The 19717-nt window shown below is 66.4% G+C and carries 17 protein-coding genes; 9 read left to right on the top strand and 8 right to left on the bottom strand.

Features of this window, described 5'->3' with window-relative positions; genetic code table 11:
- Window positions 1–114 precede the first annotated feature (114 nt).
- A complete protein-coding gene (gene tyrS / locus ACODSM_RS11625; protein WP_488805369.1) occupies window positions 115–1347 on the top strand; it encodes a tyrosine--tRNA ligase in 1233 nt (410 codons plus the stop codon).
- Between the two features lie 91 nt (window positions 1348–1438).
- On the opposite strand, the gene ACODSM_RS11620 is transcribed toward tyrS, so the two are convergent.
- Window positions 1439–2440, bottom strand: coding sequence for a LysR substrate-binding domain-containing protein (locus ACODSM_RS11620; protein ID WP_488805368.1), 1002 nt, complete (start codon window positions 2438–2440; stop codon window positions 1439–1441).
- Between the two features lie 134 nt (window positions 2441–2574).
- Between ACODSM_RS11620 and ACODSM_RS11615 the strand changes: the two genes are divergently transcribed.
- Together ACODSM_RS11615 and ACODSM_RS11610 are read left to right on the top strand one after the other, a co-directional pair.
- The gene (locus ACODSM_RS11615) at window positions 2575–3114 is read left to right on the top strand and encodes a DUF2917 domain-containing protein (protein ID WP_488805367.1); all 540 of its coding nucleotides are present in this window, start codon (window positions 2575–2577) and stop codon (window positions 3112–3114) included.
- Between the two features lie 105 nt (window positions 3115–3219).
- Complete coding sequence (locus ACODSM_RS11610; RefSeq protein ID WP_488805366.1) at window positions 3220–3597, top strand: DUF2917 domain-containing protein; 378 nt, start codon at window positions 3220–3222, stop codon at window positions 3595–3597.
- Window positions 3598–3683: 86 nt separating this feature from the next.
- Here the strand turns inward: ACODSM_RS11610 and ACODSM_RS11605 are convergent, their stop codons facing one another.
- Window positions 3684–4310: a TetR/AcrR family transcriptional regulator gene (locus ACODSM_RS11605; RefSeq protein WP_209817978.1), complete on the bottom strand. Its 627-nt coding sequence runs from the start codon at window positions 4308–4310 to the stop codon at window positions 3684–3686.
- 158 nt (window positions 4311–4468) lie between these two features.
- On the opposite strand from ACODSM_RS11605, the gene fabF reads away from it, so the two are divergent.
- On the top strand, window positions 4469–5734 hold the full coding sequence (gene fabF / locus ACODSM_RS11600) for a beta-ketoacyl-ACP synthase II (RefSeq protein WP_488805365.1): 1266 nt from the start codon (window positions 4469–4471) through the stop codon (window positions 5732–5734).
- 150 nt (window positions 5735–5884) lie between these two features.
- Here the strand turns inward: fabF and ACODSM_RS11595 are convergent, their stop codons facing one another.
- Window positions 5885–6283, bottom strand: coding sequence for a BLUF domain-containing protein (locus ACODSM_RS11595; protein WP_488805364.1), 399 nt, complete (start codon window positions 6281–6283; stop codon window positions 5885–5887).
- Between the two features lie 138 nt (window positions 6284–6421).
- Here ACODSM_RS11595 and ACODSM_RS11590 point away from each other — a divergent pair, with 138 nt between their 5' ends.
- From ACODSM_RS11590 to ACODSM_RS11580, 3 genes are all read left to right on the top strand, one after another.
- Window positions 6422–7177 carry a Crp/Fnr family transcriptional regulator gene (locus tag ACODSM_RS11590; protein WP_110960304.1) on the top strand — a complete coding sequence of 252 codons (756 nt, stop codon included), beginning with the start codon at window positions 6422–6424 and terminating at the stop codon, window positions 7175–7177.
- Between the two features lie 154 nt (window positions 7178–7331).
- Window positions 7332–8762, top strand: a complete 1431-nt coding sequence (gene glmU, locus ACODSM_RS11585) for a bifunctional UDP-N-acetylglucosamine diphosphorylase/glucosamine-1-phosphate N-acetyltransferase GlmU (RefSeq protein ID WP_488805363.1) — start codon at window positions 7332–7334, stop codon at window positions 8760–8762.
- On the top strand, window positions 8759–9568 hold the full coding sequence (locus ACODSM_RS11580) for a sensor histidine kinase (protein ID WP_488805362.1): 810 nt from the start codon (window positions 8759–8761) through the stop codon (window positions 9566–9568). Before glmU ends, ACODSM_RS11580 begins: the two co-directional genes overlap by 4 nt.
- Window positions 9569–9589: 21 nt before the next feature.
- Here ACODSM_RS11580 and ACODSM_RS11575 read toward each other — a convergent pair whose 3' ends face one another.
- Window positions 9590–10642 (bottom strand): diguanylate cyclase, encoded by a 1053-nt coding sequence (locus ACODSM_RS11575; protein ID WP_488805361.1) that lies wholly within the window; start codon window positions 10640–10642, stop codon window positions 9590–9592.
- A gap of 264 nt (window positions 10643–10906) precedes the next feature.
- Window positions 10907–11395 carry an Lrp/AsnC family transcriptional regulator gene (locus tag ACODSM_RS11570; RefSeq protein ID WP_488805360.1) on the bottom strand — a complete coding sequence of 163 codons (489 nt, stop codon included), beginning with the start codon at window positions 11393–11395 and terminating at the stop codon, window positions 10907–10909.
- Between the two features lie 144 nt (window positions 11396–11539).
- On the opposite strand from ACODSM_RS11570, the gene glmS reads away from it, so the two are divergent.
- Entirely contained in the window at window positions 11540–13471 is a 1932-nt protein-coding gene (gene glmS / locus ACODSM_RS11565) for a glutamine--fructose-6-phosphate transaminase (isomerizing) (RefSeq protein WP_488805359.1), read from the top strand.
- Between the two features lie 127 nt (window positions 13472–13598).
- Here glmS and ACODSM_RS11560 read toward each other — a convergent pair whose 3' ends face one another.
- From ACODSM_RS11560 to ACODSM_RS11550, 3 genes are read right to left on the bottom strand one after another with little or no spacing between them, the layout of a single operon-like run.
- Window positions 13599–14453 carry a DUF6671 family protein gene (locus ACODSM_RS11560; protein ID WP_488805358.1) on the bottom strand — a complete coding sequence of 285 codons (855 nt, stop codon included), beginning with the start codon at window positions 14451–14453 and terminating at the stop codon, window positions 13599–13601.
- Window positions 14453–17005 carry a YbcC family protein gene (locus tag ACODSM_RS11555; protein ID WP_488805357.1) on the bottom strand — a complete coding sequence of 851 codons (2553 nt, stop codon included), beginning with the start codon at window positions 17003–17005 and terminating at the stop codon, window positions 14453–14455. The genes ACODSM_RS11560 and ACODSM_RS11555 overlap by 1 nt, the downstream gene beginning before the upstream one ends.
- A gap of 24 nt (window positions 17006–17029) precedes the next feature.
- The gene (locus ACODSM_RS11550; RefSeq protein WP_488805356.1) at window positions 17030–18604 is read right to left on the bottom strand and encodes an NADH-quinone oxidoreductase subunit L; all 1575 of its coding nucleotides are present in this window, start codon (window positions 18602–18604) and stop codon (window positions 17030–17032) included.
- Window positions 18605–18703: 99 nt separating this feature from the next.
- On the opposite strand from ACODSM_RS11550, the gene ACODSM_RS11545 reads away from it, so the two are divergent.
- Window positions 18704–19606, top strand: coding sequence for a LysR family transcriptional regulator (locus tag ACODSM_RS11545; RefSeq protein WP_488805355.1), 903 nt, complete (start codon window positions 18704–18706; stop codon window positions 19604–19606).
- The last annotated feature ends 111 nt before the right edge of the window (window positions 19607–19717 follow it).

Raw genomic sequence — 19717 nt, 5'->3', positions numbered from 1 at the left:
CATTCGACAGGTTGATGAAAAACAGGTCGAAACGGCGGGCCCACTAGAATCCGCCTCTGCAATGTGGGCTGAAGTATAGCGGTGCATGCTGTCTAGACATCCCAAAAAACCCTTATGAATCAATCTGCTGTTACAACAACCCCGGTCTCTGATGGTGTAAGACAAGCCCTCGAAATCTCGCTGCGCGGTGTGCAAGAGCTGCTGCCACAGGACGAATGGGTCAAGAAGCTGGCGCGCTCGGAGGCCACCGGCCAGCCGCTGCGCATCAAGCTGGGCCTGGACCCCACGGCCCCCGACATCCACATCGGCCACACGGTGGTGCTGAACAAGATGCGGCAATTGCAAGATCTGGGCCACCAGGTCATCTTCCTGATCGGCGACTTCACCAGCCTGATCGGCGACCCCTCGGGCCGCAACAGCACGCGCCCGCCGCTCACGCCAGAGCAGATCAAGGTGAACGCCGAGACTTATTACAAGCAGGCCAGCATGGTGCTGGACCCGGCCAAGACCGAGATCCGCTACAACAGCGAGTGGAGCGAACCCCTGGGCGCGAGCGGCATGATCCAGCTGGCATCCCGCTACACCGTGGCCCGGATGATGGAGCGCGACGACTTCCACAAGCGTTTCAACTCCGGTCAGTCCATCGCGGTGCATGAGTTCTTGTACCCGCTGATGCAGGGCTACGACTCGGTGGCGTTGAAGAGCGACCTGGAACTGGGCGGCACGGACCAGAAGTTCAACCTGCTCATGGGCCGCCACCTTCAGCAGGAATACGGCCAGGAACCGCAGTGTGTGCTCACCATGCCGCTGCTGGTGGGCCTGGACGGCGTGGACAAGATGTCCAAGTCCAAGAATAACTACATCGGCATCGCCGAGGACGCCAACACCATGTTCGCCAAGGTGCTGTCGATCAGCGACACGCTGATGTGGGACTGGTTCACCCTGCTGTCGTTCAAGAGCCTGGCCGAGATTGCCGCGCTCAAGGCCGAGGTGGAGGGCGGGCGCAACCCCAAGGACGCCAAGGTGATGCTGGCCAAGGAGATCACCACGCGCTTCCACAGCGCTGCCGCCGCCGACGCGGCGGAGCAGGACTTCATCAACCGCAGCAAGGGCGGCGTGCCCGATGAGATCCCTGAGGTGAGCCTGTCGGGCGCGCCGCTGGGCATTGGCGCACTGCTCAAGCAGGCCAACCTGGCCCCCTCGACCAGCGAGGCCAACCGCCTGATCGACGGTGGCGGGGTGCGCGTGGAAGGCAGCGTGGTCAGCGACAAGGGCCTGAAGCTGGCCGCCGGCACCTACGTGGTGCAGGTGGGCAAGCGCAAGTTTGCACGGGTAACGTTGGCCTGATTTGGGGTTAAAACAGCTGCAAGCGCTAGAGGAATATGCGCTGGCGGCTATCAAAATGAAAGCGCTGAGGCTGTACGGCTCAGCGCTTTTTTCATGACCCGTCCAGGTTGTCGTTCAAATCTGGGTCGGGCACATCGCCAATCGCCTGGCGGGTGGCTTCGGCCTGCACCTGCAGCCAGGCGCAGAAGGCCTTGATCTCTGGCCGCTGCGCGCTGCGCGGCCCGACCATAAGCCAGTAGGCCAGGGGCGAGTCGATGCGGTGACCGGGCAGCACCTCTATCAGGTCGCCTGCGGCCAGCGCATCGGCAATCAGTGGCATGCGGGCCAGCGCCAGGCCCTGGCCGGCCAGCGCGGCCTGCACGATCTGGTGGGCGTAGTTGAAGTACAGCCAGCGCTGGGGCTGCAGCTTGGTCAGGTCGCGTGTGTCGAACCAGCGGCGCCAGCTCAGGTATTCCAGGTAGTGGGTGCGGTGGGCGTCGCCCGCCTCGATCAGGGTGAACTGCGCCACGTCGGCCGGCGTGCGCAGCGGCTTGCCGCTCTTGAGCAGCCAGGGGCTGGCCACCACGGCCAGTTGCTCGCCAAACAGGCGGATGCCGCCTTGCGTGGCGCCGGCGGGCATGGCGTAGCGCAGGGCCAGGTCCACGTCCGAGGTTTCCAGGTCCACCTGCACGTCGCTCGCATCAATGCGGATGTCGATGCCCGGGTTGTCGCGCTGGAACTCCTCCATGCGCGGGATCAGCCACATCGATGCAAAGCTGGCCCAGGTGGTGATGGCCACACTGCGGCGCCCGGCCGTCTGGCGCACCAGGCGCACAGCCGCGTCCATGCGCTCCAGCGCCGGGCCCACGGCACGCTGCAACTGCGCGCCCGCGCTGGTCAGCTCCACCGCGCGGGTGTGCCGGAGGAACAGGGGCACGCCCACTTCTTCTTCCAGCGCCTGGATCTGGCGGCTCACGGCCGACTGGGTGAGGGCCAGCTCGTCGGCTGCCGCACGAAAGTTGAGGTGCTTGGCCACGGCCAGGAAGGCGCGCCAGTGCCCTGTCGCCACGGGCCGGGTGCGCAAGACGGCGGGGGAGTATTCGGCAGAGGTCATGGCGGCATTCCTGCAAAGGATGATTCATGCGTCGATGGAATGAATAGCGTACCGCGTTTTCATTGGACTGTGTACGGTGCAAGGCGCACCATTCAGGCTCCTCAACACGTTTTACTGAAGCCAAGGAGCCTGTCATGTCCGCCCGCAACGTTCTGGAATCGCAACAATCCGTCCACGCCGCCACGGCTGGCCGTCGCGCGACCGGTTGCTGGAAACTGGCTACAGGCCAAGCCTTGTCCTTGCGGCCCAACTCCCATGGCGTGCTGCAGATCGCCCAGGGGCAGGCGTGGGTCACCTTGCGCGGCGCATTGGCGGACCTGCCGGGCGCCGCGGTAGACCATGTGCTGCAGCCGGGCGAACAGCTGGCGGTTGCGCCGGGGCAGCATGTGGTGATGGAGGCGTGGAACCCCCAGGGCAGCGCGGAGGCGGTGGCCTTCCGCTGGGATACGCCGCCAGCCTCTGCGCTGACAAGGCCCGCCAGCCAGGCCGCCCGGGACTGGGAATGTGGCGTGGTGCAGCCGCTGCGCGACTTGGGACAGGCGCTGGGACAGGGCGGCCGTGCGCTGGGCACGGCGCTGGCCGGTGTGGCGGGCGCTGGGGGGCGGTTTGCCGCTGGCCTGGCCCGGTTTGCTCTGCTTCGGATAGCAGCACCGCTACAGCGCAGGACCGTTTGAGCGGCTCATGCAGGAAAAGCATCAATCGGTGCCGTGCTTTTCATTGGACGTTGTTCTGCAACCGGCGCACCATACGGTCATATTAGGGTTAACCCGGAGAAAGCCATGACAGCCTCTCACGCTTTGCATCTGTTTGCATCTTCCCGCGCCACGGGCGCTGCCGCCGGTGAGGCGGGGCAGGTGGCCGCAGGCGCCGCCGTCACCCTGGCCCCCAAGGCCGCGATGACCCTGCGCATTGCCGAAGGCCAGGCCTGGGTCACGCTGGGCCAGGGTCTTGGCGACGGCAGCGACATGTTCCTGTGCGCAGGTCAGTCGCTGCCCGTGGCGGCCGGCCAGTCGGTGGTGGTCGAACCCCTGAACGGCCGCCGCCTGCAGTACCGCTGGGTGCGCGGCGATGCCGCCGATGCTCGCCCTGCCGCCTGGTGGCGCCGTGCGTCGGTGGGCAATGGGGCGCCTGCCTGGGGCGACGCCTGCTGCGCCTGATTTGATCCCTGGGGCGCCTTGCCCCCGGTGATGTGACTCTCGAAGGGCTGCCGGTGCTTGTTGAACAAGCGCTGGCAGCCCTTTTTTTATCGGTCCGAAGGGCTGGGGGTACCGTCTTCCAGCCAGTCTGTCAGCTGCGTCTGCAGCGTCTGCATCAGCTCGTTCGACAACGCGGGCTGGGCCGCTGCGGTGGCGCGCGCCAGCACCATCCCGCCGACCATGGTGGCCAGCACATGGATGGCGCGGGCGCGGTCTTGTGGCGATGGCGCGGCGCTGCTGTCCGCATCGGCGGCGCTGTCGGCCAGCAACTGGGCAAACCGCTGGATGTTGCGCTCGATGCCCTGGGCAAATACTTCAGACACCCCGCCGCCCGCCCGCGCAGCGTCCACCGCCAGCGCGGCCACGGGGCAGCCCGAGCCCGGCGCATCGCGGTGTTCGGGTGAGAGGTAGCGCCGGACGCGGTCACTCACCGTGGCGTGGGGCCGCTCCCCATCCAGCACGGGGATGGACCAGTCGAACGCCTTGGTGCACGCCTCTTGCACCAGCGCTTCTTTGGAGGCGAAATGCCGGTACAGCCCGCCATGCGTCAGCCCAGCATCGCGCGTGATGTCGGCCACGCCCACGCCGGTCAGCCCCCGCTCGCGGTACAGGCGGGCTGCTGCGTCCAGGATGCCTTGCCGGTTCTCTGCGGCCTGTGCTTTGGAAACCTTCATGAAAGCCCCTTATTGATTGCGGTCGTACGCAAAAATGGGTTTGCGGTTTATGATGACGATTGCAATCATAAAGGTGCAGAACCGCTGCGCCCAACTGTCTGACGAGGTGAATCCATGCAAAAAACAAGTGGTGTGTGTAGCAACAAGGGAGTGGCCTGATGCGCCGCGTGGTGGTCACGGGCATGGGCCTGGTGTCGCCGTTGGGCTGTAGCGTGGAGCTGGCCTGGCAGCGCCTGCTGGCCGGGCGCTCCGGCCTGTCGCGCCTGCCGGACGCGGTGACCGAGGGCATCGCCGCCAAGGTCGCGGGGCGGGTGCCCGATGCAGCGCAAGACCCCGAGGGCGGCTGGGATGTGGACGCCATCGTCTCGTCCAAAGACCAGCGCAAGATGGACCGCTTCATCCCCTTTGCCCTGGGCGCTGCGCAGCAGGCGCTGGCCCAGGCGGGCTGGCCGCCGGCCGACGAGCGGGCGCGTGAGCGCACGGCCACGGTGATCGCCTCGGGCATCGGCGGCTTTGGTGCGATTGCCGAGGCCGTGCGCACCACCGACACGCGCGGGCCGCAGCGGCTGTCGCCGTTCACGGTGCCGTCGTTCCTGGTCAATCTGGCGGCGGGGCAGGTGTCGATCCGCCACGGGCTCAAGGGACCGCTGGGGGCACCGGTCACCGCGTGCGCCGCCAGCGTGCAGGCGATTGGCGATGCCGCGCGCCTGATTCGCAGCGGCGAGGCCGATGTGGCCGTGTGCGGCGGCAGCGAGGCCGCTATCGACCGTGTGAGCCTGGGCGGTTTTGCGGCGGCCAAGGCCTTGGGTACGGCGTTCAACGACACGCCTGATCAGGCATCGCGCCCGTTCGATGCGCAGCGCGACGGCTTTGTGATGGGCGAGGGCGCAGGCATGCTGGTGATCGAGGCGCTGGACCACGCGCTGGCGCGCGGCGCCACGCCGCTGGCCGAGCTGGTGGGCTACGGCACGTCGGCCGACGCGTACCACATCACCTCCGGCCCCGAAGACGGTGACGGCGCCGCGCGCAGCATGCAGGCCGCGCTGGCGCAGGCGGGCCTCACGGCTCAGGACGTGCAGCACCTGAACGCGCACGCCACCTCCACCGGCGTGGGCGACCGGGGCGAGCTGGCCGCCATCCGGCGGGTGTTTGGTGCGAACGCGCCGGTGGCCATCAGCTCCACCAAGTCGGCCACCGGGCACCTGCTGGGCGCAGCAGGCGCGGTGGCCGCCATCTTCACGACGCTGGCGCTGCGCGACCAGGTGGTGCCCGGCACGCTGAACCTGCACCAGCCCGATGCGTTGGCCGACGGGCTGGACCTGGTGGCGCTGCGGCCCCGGCCCATGGCCCTGACGCATGCCATGCTCAACGGCTTTGGGTTTGGCGGCGTCAACGCTACGCTGATCCTGCGGCGCTGGACCTAGGAATGGTTTAGAGCGGCTAACAAAACTCTTCTGGCGTCGTTGCTGTGTCTTGTCGTACTGCTCGTACTGCCTGCGACACAGCGCCTGGCCAGAACCGCTTCGCTGTGTTTTGTTAGCCGCTCTTAGTTGAAAGCGGTGCGAGGCGGCGGGTCAGAGCACCAGCTCGCCCCGCACGGCCTCGAACGCGGCGAGCGCCGCATCCCCATCCAGCAGTTCCATGCGGGCCAGTGCATCTACGTCTTCCACGGTGCTGAATGCCAGGCTGAAGTGCTGGAATCGCCGCCCCGCCAGAGGGCCGTGGTGCAACACCTCGACGTTGATGTGGCGGGGGTCGTTGCGGATGCGCTCGATGAGCTTGAGCACGGCTTTTTGCGGGCCCTCCAGCTGCTGGCAAAAGCGCTGTCCGTCAAAGATCAGCAGGCCCGTGATGCCCAGTTCGGCATTCACAAAGCGCGCGCGCCCCGCAATTTCGGCCACCACGCTCAGCGGTTGATCGGGGGCGATGGTGCTCACGTAGAGCACCTCGTACAGGGCGGGGGATAGATTCATAGATGCAGCCCAATGTAGGGGGCGCAAGGTGCCCGCGCAATGTCAAAAGACATAGAGGCGACAGCGATGGCACATCGCGTGCAGCTTTGTTGCAACGAGCTGTTTCGGCATGATTCCCGTCCCTAGAATCGCTCCTTCATGAACGCCACCTTGCCCGCCCATGTCTGTCCTCCGGCCTGCAGCAATTGCCGGCTGCGCAAGACCGGTGCATTCACCGCCGTGAAGCCGGAGGTGCTGGACTTCATCCAGGGCTTTCGCAGCGAGACCATGGCGGTGGAAGCCGGCGGTGCGCTGGTGCGCGAGAACCAGACCAACGCCAAGCTGTTCACGCTGTATTCCGGCTGGGCGTTTCGCTACAAGACGCTGAGCGACGGGCGCCGCCAGATCCTCAACTTCTTGCTGCCCGGCGATCTGGTCGGGTTGCAGCAGGAGTTTGGTGATGTATCGGCGCACGGCATCGAGGCGCTGACCGACTGCTCGCTGTGCGTGTTCCAGAACGACAGCCTGTGGGCGCTGTTCCGTGAACACCCGCGTCTGGGCTACGACATCACCTGGCTGTCGGCGCACGAGGAGGGCCATGTGGACGACAACCTGCTCACCGCCGGCCGCCGCAACGCCACCGAGCGCGTGGCCATGCTGCTGATGCACCTGTACCGGCGGCTCGACCGCATCGGGCTGGTGGAAGATGGTTCGGTGGGCTTTCCGCTCAACCAGCAGCACATTGCCGATGCGCTCGGGCTGTCGCTGGTGCACACCAACAAGACGCTGCGGCGCCTGGCCCAGTTGGGCCTGCACGAGCTGAAAAACGGGCGGCTGCGCCTGCTCAACACCCGCGCGCTGGCGCGCATTGCCGAGTACTACGACACGCCGCCCCGGCTGATGCCGCTGTTGTAGCGCCAGGTTTTGGTTCAAATAGGCCGCAAGCGATAGTCAATCATGCGCTGGCAGCTATTGTTTATGTAGCATTTTGCGCTCCATGGGCCGCAGCCGATAATCCAGTCAATGCCCGCGCGCCGGGCTTGTGCTGCGCAACCTCCCTTCCATTTTCATGACCCCAATCGACATCCTCATCATGGCGGCCGGCAAAGGCACGCGCATGAAAAGCCGCATCCCCAAAGTGCTGCAGCGCCTGGCCGGGCGCCCGCTGCTGCACCACGTGCTGGACCAGGCCGCGCACCTGCAGGCACGCAGCGCCATCGTCATCACCGGCCATGGTGCTACAGAAGTAGAAGCAGCTACCGCAAGCGCGACTAGCGCTACCAGCACTTTTGACTTGAAATTCGTGCGGCAGGAGCCACAACTGGGCACCGGCCATGCCGTGCAGCAAGCCGTGCCCCACCTGCGGGACGACGGCACGGCCGTGGTGCTGTCGGGGGATGTGCCGCTGACGCAGGCCGACACCCTGCGCGCGCTGGTGGCGGTCAGCGAAGGCGACAAGCTGGCCCTGCTGACGGTGACCCTGCCCGACCCCACGGGCTACGGCCGCATCGTGCGCAACGCCGACGGCGCCGTGCAAGGCATCGTCGAGCACAAGGACGCCACCGAAGACCAGCGCGCCATCACCGAGGTCTACAGCGGCATCATGGCCGTGCCCGCGCGGCGGCTCACGCCCTGGCTGGCGCGGCTGACCAATAACAACGCCCAGGGCGAGTACTACCTCACCGACATCGTCGCCATGGCCGTGGCCGACGGCGTGCCCGTGGTGGCCCACCGCATCACCGACGCGCTGCAGGTGGCGGGCGTCAACAGCCCGCTGCAACTGGCCGAGTTGGAGCGTGCCCACCAACTGCGTCAGGCCCGCGCCTTGATGGAGCAAGGTGTGCGCCTGGCCGACCCCGCGCGCTTTGACCTGCGCGACGACACCCGCACTGGCGTGCGCGGCGAACTGGTCTGTGGCCAGGACGTGGAGATTGACGTGAATTGCGTCTTCACCGGCCGCGTGGAACTGGGCGAGGGCGTGAGCATTGGCGCGAACTGCTGCATCGCCAACGCACGCATTGCGGCAGGCGCAGTCATCCACCCCTATACCCACATCGACGGCGAAAAGGCTGGTGCCACGGTGGGCGAGGGCGCGCTGATTGGCCCCTTTGCCCGCCTGCGCCCCGGCGCGCAACTGGGCCGCGAAGTGCACATCGGCAACTTTGTGGAAGTGAAGAACAGCACACTGGCCGACGGCGCCAAGGCCAACCACCTGGCCTACCTGGGCGACGCCACCGTGGGCGAGCGCGTGAACTACGGCGCGGGCAGCATCACCGCCAACTACGACGGCGCCAACAAGCACCGCACGGTGATCGAGGCCGATGTGCACATTGGCAGCAACTGCGTGCTGGTGGCGCCCGTGACCATTGGCGCAGGCGGCACGGTGGGGGGCGGCAGCACCATCACCAAGAGCACGGCGCCCGGCGCGCTGAGCGTGGCGCGGGGCAAGCAGGTGAGCATTGCCAACTGGAATCGCCCCGCCAAGCAACCCAAGCCATGAACGAGTCAGGCTCCAGCATCGATCACGAACTGCAGCAACTGCGCGCCGAACTGGCCCGCAGCCAGCAGCAGGCGGCCGACATGGCGGCGGCGCAGGAGGAGTTCTTGCGCGCCGTCTCGCACGACCTGCGTGCGCCGCTGCGGCATGTGACGTCATACGGCACGCTGGTGCGCGAGGTACTGGGCGACCTGCCGCCCGAGGTGGTGCAGGGCGCCGAGGTGCAAGAGGCCCTGGGCTTCCTCGCCACCATGGACCAGTCCGCCCGCCGCATGGGGCTCATGATCGATGGGCTGCAAGCCCTGGTGCGCACCAGCCGGGCACCGCTGCGCCTGCAGCCCGTGCCGCTGGCCGATGCCGTGGCCCAAGCGCGCGCCACACTGGCCCCAGCCGAAGCGGGGCGCGCTGTGGAGTGGCGTGTGGCTGCCGACCTGCCCACGCTGCAAGCCGACCCCGCGCTACTGCAGGATCTGCTGGTGCAGCTGCTGGGCAACGCCCTCAAGTTCACCCGCCCCGTGGCTCAGCCGTGCATCACGGTGTTGGCGGATGCAGCACCGGCGGGCCAGGTTGCCTTCACGGTGCAGGACAACGGCGTGGGCTTTGACCCGGCGCGCGCGGGCAGCTTGTTCGGCGTGTTCCAGCGCCTGCACCGCGAGATGGAGTTCGAGGGGGTGGGCACGGGGCTCGCACTGTGCCGCGCCATTGCGCAGCGCCACGGCGCACAGATCAGCGCGACGGCGGTGCCGGGCGCTGGTTGCACGGTGCGGGTGAGTTGGCCGGTGAATCCAGCAGTCGCCAAGGAGTCCTAAAGCCGGCCGCAGTGCTGGCTGCTACACCGCCGGCACCAGCGCTGGCTCCATGCACCCCGCCACTTGATTGCGTCCGCCGTTTTTGGCGACGTACAGCGCTGCGTCGGCAGCGTCGATCCACGCACGCAGGCTGCTGTGGCGGTGGTCGGCCGGGGCCACGCCGATGCTGCTGGTGATGCGCAGTTCGGGCAGGCTGCGCAGGCGCACACCTTCTGTCTGCTCGCGGATGCGCTGGGCAATGGCCAGGGCGTCGCGCGCATGCATGCCGGGCAGCACGATGGCGAATTCGTCCCCGCCATAGCGCCCCGCGCAGTCACCGGCGCGCACATTGCCCCGCACCACATGCGCCAGCGCGCGGATGACCTCATCACCCACGGTGTGGCCGTAGGCGTCGTTGATCTCCTTGAAATGGTCGATGTCCAGCATCAGCATGCAGGCGGGCTCGTCGGTGGTGTGGTGGCTGCGCAGTGCGGCCTCTGCCTGCTCTTGCCAGTGGCCGCGCCCGAACAGGCCGGTCAGTGCGTCCACGCGGCGCAGTTCGTCCAGCATCTGGTTCTGGCGCGCGGACTGCCGGATGAGTTGGTAGCTGACGGCGCTGACCGACAACGTGTGCAGCGACATCACCGGCAGGCAGGCCACCATCACGCGCATGGAGGTCTCGGGCGCCCAGTGCAGCCCCATGACCGCAGTGCTGGCCACACCGGCCGCCAGCATCACCCACAGGGCGCGCACCCACAGCCCCCGGATGCCAGTGGTGATCTTGTCCACCATGGTCAGGGTGAGCAGCATCACGCTGGGCAGCAGGTTGAAGTGCATCAGCGGCACCAGCGCAGCGACCAGCGCCGAGTCGATGAGCAGGTTGCGCACCTCGGCGGCGTACGGGTCGGCCGCGCGGCGTGTGAGCAGGTAGGCCACGTGCGGCCACACCAGCGTGGCCAGCAGCAGCGCCGTCCAGGCCGTGGGAGATGCCTGGCGCTCCCACAGCACCGTCGCCACCACCATGCCGCCCAGCCCCATGCCCAGGATGCGCAAGGGGTAGATGCGGCGGGGCATCTGGCGGCGGGGCGTCGGCATGGGGGGCAGGGGAGGGGCGGTGCTGCCACGCGGGCATTCACCGGCCAGGTAGGTTGAAACTGCGGGGGAGCTTACAACGCCCGGTCAGGCGATACCAGCAAGAAATGACCGTGGGCCATTCCCATGAGTCGCATGGATGACGCTGCTGGGTGGTGGTATGCACTGCCGGGCCTGTCAGGGGTGGGGCTGAGGGGCGAGGTGGTGAGAGGGCGCCGATGAGGATGCAGGTGATTTTGCTAATAAATCGATAGCAGCTAGCGCATGTCAATCTAGCGCTACCGGCACATTGGTCTCAAATTTGGCCCGTCGGGTCGCAAAGAACGCCTTCACATTGCGCACGTTGGCATCGCCGGTAAACAGCCGCTGCGACAGCGCCAGGTAGCCCGGCATGTCCCGCGTGTGCACCACCAGCACAAAGTCGGGCCCGGGCGAGACGCGCCAGCACTGCTGCACGGCTGCCTCCTGCACGGCGCGGGCTTCGAAGGCGTCGAGCTGTTCGGCCCCCTGGCGGTCCAGCGACACCTCCACGATGCACGCCAGCCCGTGGCCTTGCAGGGCCGCCAGCCGGTCGGGCTGCAGGATGGCTACCTGCCGCTCGATCAGCCCCGCATCGTGCAGTCGCTTGACGCGGCGCAGGCAGGTGGGGGGCGACACGTGCACCTGTTCGGCCAGGGCTTGGTTGCTTTGCGCGGCATCGGTCTGCAACAGGTTGAGCAGTTGCAGGTCAATGGCGTCGAGTGTTATGGATTCCATTGAAAGTCAAAAAATGAACAAAAATTTCACTACTGATGATTGGTGAAATTAAAGTTCACATTGCTGAAAATATCAATCAATAATTTTTTGAGGCGCTGCCTACCATCGCCGCATCCCATCACATTCCAACCAAAGGCAACCACCATGTGCGGCATCGTCGGCGCAGTCTCCACGCGCAACATCGTTCCCATCCTCGTGCAGGGCCTGCAGCGGCTTGAATACCGGGGCTATGACTCCTGCGGCGTGGCCGTGCATGCGTCCAGCCTGGACGCCACGCGCCCTGCCGGCCTGCAGCGCGCCCGCAGCACCGCCCGCGTGGCCGAGCTGCTGGACCAGGTAAGCACCGAGCACATCGACGGCGCCACCGGCATTGCCCACACCCGCTGGGCCACCCACGGCGCGCCCGCCGTGCACAACGCCCATCCGCATTTCAGCCACGGCACGGGCGCAGACGCCCATGCGCACGCCGCAGGCCGGGTGGCGCTGGTGCACAACGGCATCATCGAGAACCACGAAGAACTGCGCGCCCGCCTGCAGGCACGCGGCTATGTGTTTGCAAGCCAGACCGACACCGAGGTCATCGCCCACCTGGTGGACAGCCATTACAGCGGCGACCTGTTCGACGCCGTGCGGGCCACCGTGGTCGAACTGCATGGTGCCTACGCCATCGCGGTCATGCACAAGGACGAACCCCACCGTGTGGTGGGGGCACGCGCCGGGTCTCCGTTGATCCTGGGCGTGGGCAAGGACGCAACCGGCGCCTCGTCATCGCGTGAGCATTTTCTGGCCAGCGACGCCATGGCTCTGGCGGGCGTCACCGACCAGATCGTCTATCTGGAAGAGGGCGATCTGGTGGACCTGCAGCTGGGCCGCTACTGGATCGTGGGCAAGGACGGCAATGCGCTAACCACCGGGCAGCGCCCCGTGCGCACCGTGCAGGCCCACAGCGGCGCTGCCGAGCTGGGGCCGTATCGCCACTACATGCAAAAGGAAATCTTCGAGCAGCCCCGCGCGATTGCCGACACGCTGGAAGGCCTGGCCGGCATCGTGCCCGAGCTGTTTGATGGCGCGGGCCAGCATGGCGAGCCCGGCGCCGCCGCCTGGCGCGTGTTCAAGGAAATCGACAACGTGCTCATCCTGGCCTGCGGCACCAGCTACTACAGCGGCTGCACCGCCAAATACTGGCTCGAAGAAATCGCGGGCATCCCCACCCAGGTGGAAGTGGCCAGCGAATACCGCTACCGCACCAGCGTGCCCAACCCGCGCACACTGGTCGTCACCATCAGCCAAAGCGGCGAAACCGCCGACACCCTGGCGGCACTGCGCCATGCGCAGTCGTTGGGCATGCACCACACACTCACCATCTGCAACGTCGCCACCAGCGCCATGGTGCGCGAATGCAAGTTGGCCTACATCACCCGCGCTGGGGTCGAGATTGGCGTGGCCAGCACCAAGGCCTTCACCACGCAGCTGGCAGGCCTGTTCTTGTTGACGCTGGCCCTGGCGCAGAGCAAGGGCCGCCTGTGTGAAGAGCAGGAGGCCGCCCACCTCAAGGCCATGCGCCACCTGCCCGTGGCCCTGCAGGCCGTGCTGGCGCTCGAACCCCAGCTCATCAGCTGGGCTGAAGACTTTGCGCGTATGGAAAACGCGCTCTTTCTGGGCCGAGGGCTGCATTACCCCATCGCACTGGAGGGCGCGCTCAAGCTCAAGGAAATCAGCTACATCCACGCCGAGGCCTACCCGGCCGGTGAACTCAAGCACGGCCCCCTGGCCCTGGTGACCAGCGCCATGCCGGTGGTGACGGTAGCGCCTAACGACGCCCTCTTGGAAAAGCTCAAGAGCAACATGCAGGAGGTGCGCGCCCGCGCCGGCGTGCTGTACGTGCTGGCCGACGGCGACACCCACATCGAAAGCAGCGAAGGCATCCACGTGATCCGCATGCCCGAGCACTACGGCGCGTTGAGCCCGCTGCTGCACGTGGTGCCGCTGCAGCTGCTGGCGTACCATACGGCCTGCGCGCGGGGGACGGATGTCGATAAGCCCCGAAATTTGGCCAAGAGCGTTACTGTGGAGTGAGCTGTTGAACACCCCGTTTTTTACCAACAACTGACTGATCGATTGGCCAGTTGTTGTTTGCTTTGTGATGCCTCGCCGGTCAGTGTTCAAACCACTGTGCTGAACGCGGGACCGCTGTGATTGCAAGTCAGGGATTGCAATACGCGCAGTGGCGAGGATCTGCCAATGCCCGCGTGGCTTTGTTCACCCTGGATTGGTATTCGCACCGTGGGCACGACCATACCTCAGCGCGGCAGGACGCGGTAGGCCGTCCGCAGGCAGAGCAGGCAAGCCCCGGTATGCGTTCGGTGACCCAGTAACCCGGGGTGTTGCAGGCCGGGCAGCTGGACTGCAATCGCTGCAGCAAGTCCTGCGCAGCTTGCTCGATGAGGCGCATGCGGGTGGGGTTGGCAAAGGCCCTCAGGTCCGTCTCCACAAAGACCTGGCGGTTGCTGGCCTGGGCTTGGCAGGCATCGAAGCAGTGCCGCAGCCGGTCCCAGTCCGCGATGCCTTTGTGCATGCGGGTGTCGTCCTGGCTCTCCGGGCGCAGCACCAGCCGGTGCTGCGGGAAGCCCTCGCGCTGCGCAAATGCCTCCACGGCACTCCAGTCATCGCTCAGCAGGTGCCCGCTGCGCGCAGGCCCTTGTGCCATGCCGACGACTTCGATGCCCATGCGGTCGTCCAGCCAGGCGATCAGCTCCACGTTCCAGGGCACCATTCCTGTGAACGGATCGGGACCAAAGCTGCCCTCGCTGGCCAGGCCGGCATCGAGGCCGGAAAGCTCCATGCCCTTGCGGGCTTTGCGCCGTGCTGCATCCAGTTGCGAGCCCGCACGTGCCGTTTCGCGGGTGAAGGTGCCCAGCAGGTCGGTATCGAACCCGCTGACATGTTCAATCGTGCAACCCAGACCCGGCTCCAGCGCGGGCGCGATGACCCGCTCCTTGCCATGCTGGGTCAGTAAGGCGATGCGGCGGTCTGCGTAGGGGCGTGCACTGGGGTGCATCACCAGTTCTCCGTGTGCAGCGGCTCCCAGACACCCTGGTCATAGCGCATCAGGTCGGCGCCTTCCCACCGCCAGAGGTGCAGCCACCCGTGGTCCACCAGTTGCTTGACGACGGCATGTTGATGGATCACTGCGTCGATGGACTGGCGGGGCGCATCAATCACCACGGTCAACCTCAGCGGTTCGTGGACCCAGCGCTTGCCGTCGTGCACCGACTGCTGCGACAGGCCGATGCGCAGATCGCCGCCGTTGCCTTCAAAGACGCCGATGTTTCCGCCCACCACGTTGTGCAGCACCTTGTTGCCACTCCCCAGGCGTGTGGGGTCGCAGGTGGATGCGTGGTACTGCCAGTTGATCCAGTGGGTGACCAGCATGGGCGCGGTCATGAGCGCCTCCAGCAGGCTGCCGTCGGGGTCTCTCTGGGCTTCATAGTCGTGCAGAAAGCTGCGTCCTTGCAGTGCTGCGCCCAGCGTCCTGTGCCGGGGTGCGATGACGAAGGCTGCGTTGCCCGCCAGGCCCCATTCCGGGCGTGTCTGGGCGCCATCGTTGGCGCGCCGGCGTAATTGCTTCAGCAGGTCATCGTGCGGCGCCCGTGGGTCGATGTGCAGGTGCGGCGCCCGTTCTCTGCGGACCTGGTCACTGGCATGGTGCAGCACCGGCTGTAGGCTGTCCCACCGCTGGCGAGCGGCTGGGGGCAGCAGGTCCAGGTCAAAGCCCTCGATCTCATCGGTTGTGGTGTTGTGCAGGGCCGCCACGAAGGCTGTGGACTCCGGAATGGCGATGCCTTGTTCCGCCAGGCCCGTACGCACGGCAGGTTCGTTCAGCAGTTGTGCCAGGCTGCGGGCGCTGACTTCGCCGGTCTGGCCGCAGCATGCACCGCAGTCCAGCGCTGCTGCATGGGCGTTGTTGGCCGATTGGCTGCCATGCCCTACCAGCAGTACCAGGGGCGCCAGATAACCGTCCAGCCCCATGGAGCGCAGCACCCGCGCTGCCAGCGACGCCTTGGCGCCGATGTCCAGCCCCGTGAGCTGGGGCCGGCACAGGGGGCGATAGCGCGCAGGCAGTCCTTCCAGCGCATCGTTGGCCCTGGCTTGCCGGGAGGGCCGCAGCCATTGGCCCAGCTTGCCCGCATAGCCCACGCCCGCCGCCTCGACAAACGAGAACGCCGCACCCGGCCAGCGGCTGGCGGACAGCCATTGGTCGGCCAGCGCAAAGCGCCTGGAGCGTGCGTTGGTAGCTGCTGCTTGCAGCGTCGCATCGGTCTGCAACGCCCCGGTGGTAGACGGCACGATGCAGTCAGTGGCTTCTACTGCGGGAGCCAACAGGCCTGGCAGGTGGGGCGTGCGAGCGCTGGTGCCCAGCGGTGTGTAGGCGAGAGGCAGGCCGAAAAATCCCGCAAACCCGATGGTCTGCACCGCAGGCCAGATGGCCTCCAGGGACCTCCGCAGTGGCTCGCTGCGCACATCAATACAAAAAGCGGCTTGCACCTCGATCTCGTGCTGGTTGGGCGGGGCACTGCCGGCACCGAGCAGCCGCTGAGCCAGTTGGCGCTGGTAGCCGAATTCCAGAGCTACTTGCCACACTTCGTCGACCAGCAGAGCCTGCTCTGCCCGTCGCAACAAGGCTGGGGCCTGGCCCCAGGCCTGTTGCAGCGCCTGGAAGGCATGGGTGCCTGCGGCATCGTCCTTGCAATGCAGTAGAACCGCACCCCATGCCAGCCGGATCGCCAGCAACTCCCGCAGGTGCGGGTCGGTCGTCTGGTTCAGGTGGGCCTGCCAGCCTAGATAGGCGCACCACGAAGCCCAGCCATTCACCGTCAGCAGCACCGACTCCAGATAGTCTGGCCACACTGCCTTCGGAAGACGCAGCCTGTGCAGTACCCAGCGTTCGGCGTCTTCCCGGGTGGCGGGCAAGGCCTCCAAGGCCTCGGCGAGGTGTGGCAAGCCCATCAGCAGGCCGATGGAGTGGTCGTGCTGCAGAGTCTCGCGCCAGAACGCATACAGGCCCTCGGATCGCTGGGGCTGCCAGTCGGCCTGTGTCTGGTCGAAATACGCGGCACAAGTCTGGCTCACCTGGTGGGTGATGGCTTGGCGCCAGGACAAGCGGGTGTGGCGGTGGGGATCGTTGTCCAGCACATCGATCAGCAGCGGCAACTGCTCCACAGGCTGGGTGTTGTGTAGGGCCTGTACGCAGTCTTCGGCCGTCAACCTGCAGGCTTGCGCCTGAGGCACTTGGCGGATCGCCTGATCAAGGTCCTGGGCGCTGATGCGTCCTTCCGTCCACGCTTGCAGTTGCCGGTCGCGCCCGGGAAAGACCTGAATGCCGCCCAGCGCTGCCATGCGCGCAGCCACCTGGCGCACCGGCATGCCGATGCGCGCCCAGTGCGGGTTGACTGCAATGGCACGGTCCAGGGGCCAGGCCGGTGCGATAGCCTGGCACGCTTGTGCGCAGGCGGTGTCGATGTCGTTGTGCGAGGCCGGGTGCTGCGCGGCGTGCGTGGGCGTTGGCGCCGCGAGCTCCTCGGTGGGGCAGTCGGTCAGTGATTCCATCATCGGGTTCTCCGGGTGCAGTGCGGTTCAGGGGGCGGCTCTTTGCAACGTGGGGCCTGCTACACGGTGCACAGCGTCACGCGGGGCAGGGGGTGTCCAGGCGTTGGGCCAGATGTAGAGGGCCAGCCGGGTGTACGCCTCGTCGATGTAGAACCCCGCATAGCTCCACCGGCGCCACGTCCGCAGCATGTGGGGCTGCCTTTGCAGCAGCGCCAGAAAGAGGTAAAGACCTGAAAGTCCGATCAGTGCCAGCCACCCCAGCACGTGCGCCGGAGCATCGCGCAAGCCCAGTGGCACTTGGTGGATGGCAACCGCTGCTGCGGTGAGGCCCGCCACCATCATCAGCCCGGCCAGGCTGTGCCAGGCCGCAGTCTTGGCACTGGCTTGGCCCTGAGGCGACCAGAGCAGCGGTGCCCAGGCCAGCCCCAGCACGGCAGACCACCAGGCGGGCCAGGGCGCATCCGCCGCAAGGTTCAGCACCAGCAGCACGGTGGCCGTGGCGGCGGCGGGTGCCAGCGCCAGGCTGATGGCAGTGGGCGGGGTTGCGCTGTGCATGGCTTGCAGCCGGGCTTGCCGAACCGCGTTGGACGCCGACAGAAACACGTGGGCCTTGTACAACGAGTGGCCCACGAGGTGCAGCGCAGCCAGTGTGTACAGGCCCAGCCCGCATTCGAGCAGCATGAACCCCATCTGCGCCACGGTAGACCAGGCCAGTCGCACCTTGATGCTGATGCGCGTCAGCATCACCATGCCAGCAAGTACGGCCGTGCCCAGCCCAAAAATGACCAGCACGACGCGGGCAGCGGCGGCGTTTTCCAGCAAGGGGGCGAACCGTATCAGCACGAACCCGCCCAGGTTGACCACGCCTGCGTGCAGCAGTGCAGACACCGGCGTGGGCGCCTCCATGACCTGGATCAGCCAGCCATGTACGGGCAACAAGGCCGTTCGCAAAATCACGGCCAGGGTCAGCAACACCGCGCTGGCGTGCAGCAACGGGGACATGCCGTCGCGTGCGATGTGCGCCCACAGGGCCGACAAAGAACCGCTGCCGACTTCCAGCCAGGCCAGTGCCGCCGCACCGACCAGCAATACGTCGGCCACCCGGTCCGCCATCTGCTTCTTGTGGGCGGCCAGGCTGGCAAAAGCCCGGTCGGGGTAGAAGCACAGCAGGTGTTGCAGCGCAAAGCCCACCAGAGCCCAGGCGATGGCCAGGACGATCCAGTGGTCTGCCAGCAGCAGCACGTGCACGGCGGCCAGCACACCCGCCAGTGCTGCCATGTAGCGCGGCTGTCCGGGCTCTCCCTCCAGGTACCGCGCAGAAAACGCTGCGATGACGGTGCCCAGCAGTTGCACCAGAACCCCCATGCACAAGCCCATCGGCGTCGCCTTGAGCCAGTCTGCGAGGTCCAGACGGCCGATGCCAGCCATGGCCGCAATCGCCGCCATGACCGAGCCTACCAGGGCGGTACCAGACAGGACCAGCATCCAGCGCCACAACGTGGCAACCGAGCCTTTGTGGCACAGCGCCAGTGCCATGGCGGCCAGCATGAGCATGCCCGGTGCCCATGCGCTGGCGTGGGACAAAACGTGAAGAAATGGCATCACTCAACCTCCAGAAAAAAGACTGGGGGCGATCATGCTGCGGGGTTATTGTTCTGTAAAATACATTGAAAAGAACAAAAAAATACTAAAAATAGAACAATGAGACTCGATCAACTCAACTTCAACCACCTGTTCTACTTTTGGCGTGTGGCCAAGCTGGGACACCTTACGCAGGCAGCGCAAGAGCTGCATACGTCCCAGTCTGCGGTGTCCACCCAGATCCGGCAGCTCGAAGCGCGCCTGGGCGAGGAGCTGTTTTTGCGAGAGGGCCGTCGCCTGCTGCTGACCGACACCGGGCAATTGGTGCTGGCATATGCCGAGAACATCTTCGGTCTGGGCCAGGAAATGCTGGGGCGCCTGCAGGGCAGCGCGTCGGGGGTGACCCGGCTGCGCGTGGGCAGTGTGGCAACTTTGTCCCGCAACTACCAGGAGAACTGGATCCGCCCCTTGCTGGCCGACCCGTCCGTGGTTCTGACGCTGGAGTCAGGATTGCTGGAGGGGTTGATTACCCGCCTGGTGCAGCACCAGCTGGACGTGGTGCTGGCCAATGAGTCAGTGCCTTCCGACTCTGAGCGCCCCTTGCACTGCCAGTTTCTCGGCAGCCAGTCCATCTCGCTGGTCGGCCCTGCCAGCGTGTGGCAATCGCGCTCGTTACGTATACCTGAAGACCTGGAGGGTATGGAGGTGGCGCTGCCTGGCCCCCGCCATGCACTGCGTGCGCAGTTTGAAGCCCTGTGTGCATCGGCCGGGGTGACGCCCCGATTGCGCGCCGAGGTGGACGACATGGCCATGCTGCGCCTGATCGCCCGTGACAGCGGCTGGCTGACCGTGCTGCCCGAGGTGGTAGTTCAGGACGAGTTGCGCACGGGCATCCTGGTCAAGGTGGGCTACTCCGCCGGGCTGCAGGAGCATTTCTACGCCATCACCACCCGGCATCGTCACCGTATCGAGGTGCTGGAAACCCTGCTGGAACGTTCGTCAGGCCGCATGGGGCCGTCCTGACAGACCCTACTGGGATTCGTCAACAGGATGCCCCATGAAAAAAGCCCCGCAATGGGGGCTCGTTCATGGGCGATGCAATGTGATGCGGTGCGCCGATGACGCCTTCGCGCC

Source organism: Acidovorax sp. FG42, from assembly GCF_057809195.1.
The sequence above is the reverse complement of the archived record's forward strand: the minus strand, read 5'-3'. Positions and strand labels throughout refer to the sequence as shown.

Coding starts and splice junctions, on each gene's coding strand:
- tyrS (WP_488805369.1), top strand. CDS start 115: ATGAATCAATCTGCTGTTACAACAACCCCGGTCTCTGATGGTGTAAGA.
- ACODSM_RS11620 (WP_488805368.1), bottom strand. CDS start 2,440: ATGACCTCTGCCGAATACTCCCCCGCCGTCTTGCGCACCCGGCCCGTG.
- ACODSM_RS11615 (WP_488805367.1), top strand. CDS start 2,575: ATGTCCGCCCGCAACGTTCTGGAATCGCAACAATCCGTCCACGCCGCC.
- ACODSM_RS11610 (WP_488805366.1), top strand. CDS start 3,220: ATGACAGCCTCTCACGCTTTGCATCTGTTTGCATCTTCCCGCGCCACG.
- ACODSM_RS11605 (WP_209817978.1), bottom strand. CDS start 4,310: ATGAAGGTTTCCAAAGCACAGGCCGCAGAGAACCGGCAAGGCATCCTG.
- fabF (WP_488805365.1), top strand. CDS start 4,469: ATGCGCCGCGTGGTGGTCACGGGCATGGGCCTGGTGTCGCCGTTGGGC.
- ACODSM_RS11595 (WP_488805364.1), bottom strand. CDS start 6,283: ATGAATCTATCCCCCGCCCTGTACGAGGTGCTCTACGTGAGCACCATC.
- ACODSM_RS11590 (WP_110960304.1), top strand. CDS start 6,422: ATGAACGCCACCTTGCCCGCCCATGTCTGTCCTCCGGCCTGCAGCAAT.
- glmU (WP_488805363.1), top strand. CDS start 7,332: ATGACCCCAATCGACATCCTCATCATGGCGGCCGGCAAAGGCACGCGC.
- ACODSM_RS11580 (WP_488805362.1), top strand. CDS start 8,759: ATGAACGAGTCAGGCTCCAGCATCGATCACGAACTGCAGCAACTGCGC.
- ACODSM_RS11575 (WP_488805361.1), bottom strand. CDS start 10,642: ATGCCGACGCCCCGCCGCCAGATGCCCCGCCGCATCTACCCCTTGCGC.
- ACODSM_RS11570 (WP_488805360.1), bottom strand. CDS start 11,395: ATGGAATCCATAACACTCGACGCCATTGACCTGCAACTGCTCAACCTG.
- glmS (WP_488805359.1), top strand. CDS start 11,540: ATGTGCGGCATCGTCGGCGCAGTCTCCACGCGCAACATCGTTCCCATC.
- ACODSM_RS11560 (WP_488805358.1), bottom strand. CDS start 14,453: ATGCACCCCAGTGCACGCCCCTACGCAGACCGCCGCATCGCCTTACTG.
- ACODSM_RS11555 (WP_488805357.1), bottom strand. CDS start 17,005: ATGATGGAATCACTGACCGACTGCCCCACCGAGGAGCTCGCGGCGCCA.
- ACODSM_RS11550 (WP_488805356.1), bottom strand. CDS start 18,604: ATGCCATTTCTTCACGTTTTGTCCCACGCCAGCGCATGGGCACCGGGC.
- ACODSM_RS11545 (WP_488805355.1), top strand. CDS start 18,704: ATGAGACTCGATCAACTCAACTTCAACCACCTGTTCTACTTTTGGCGT.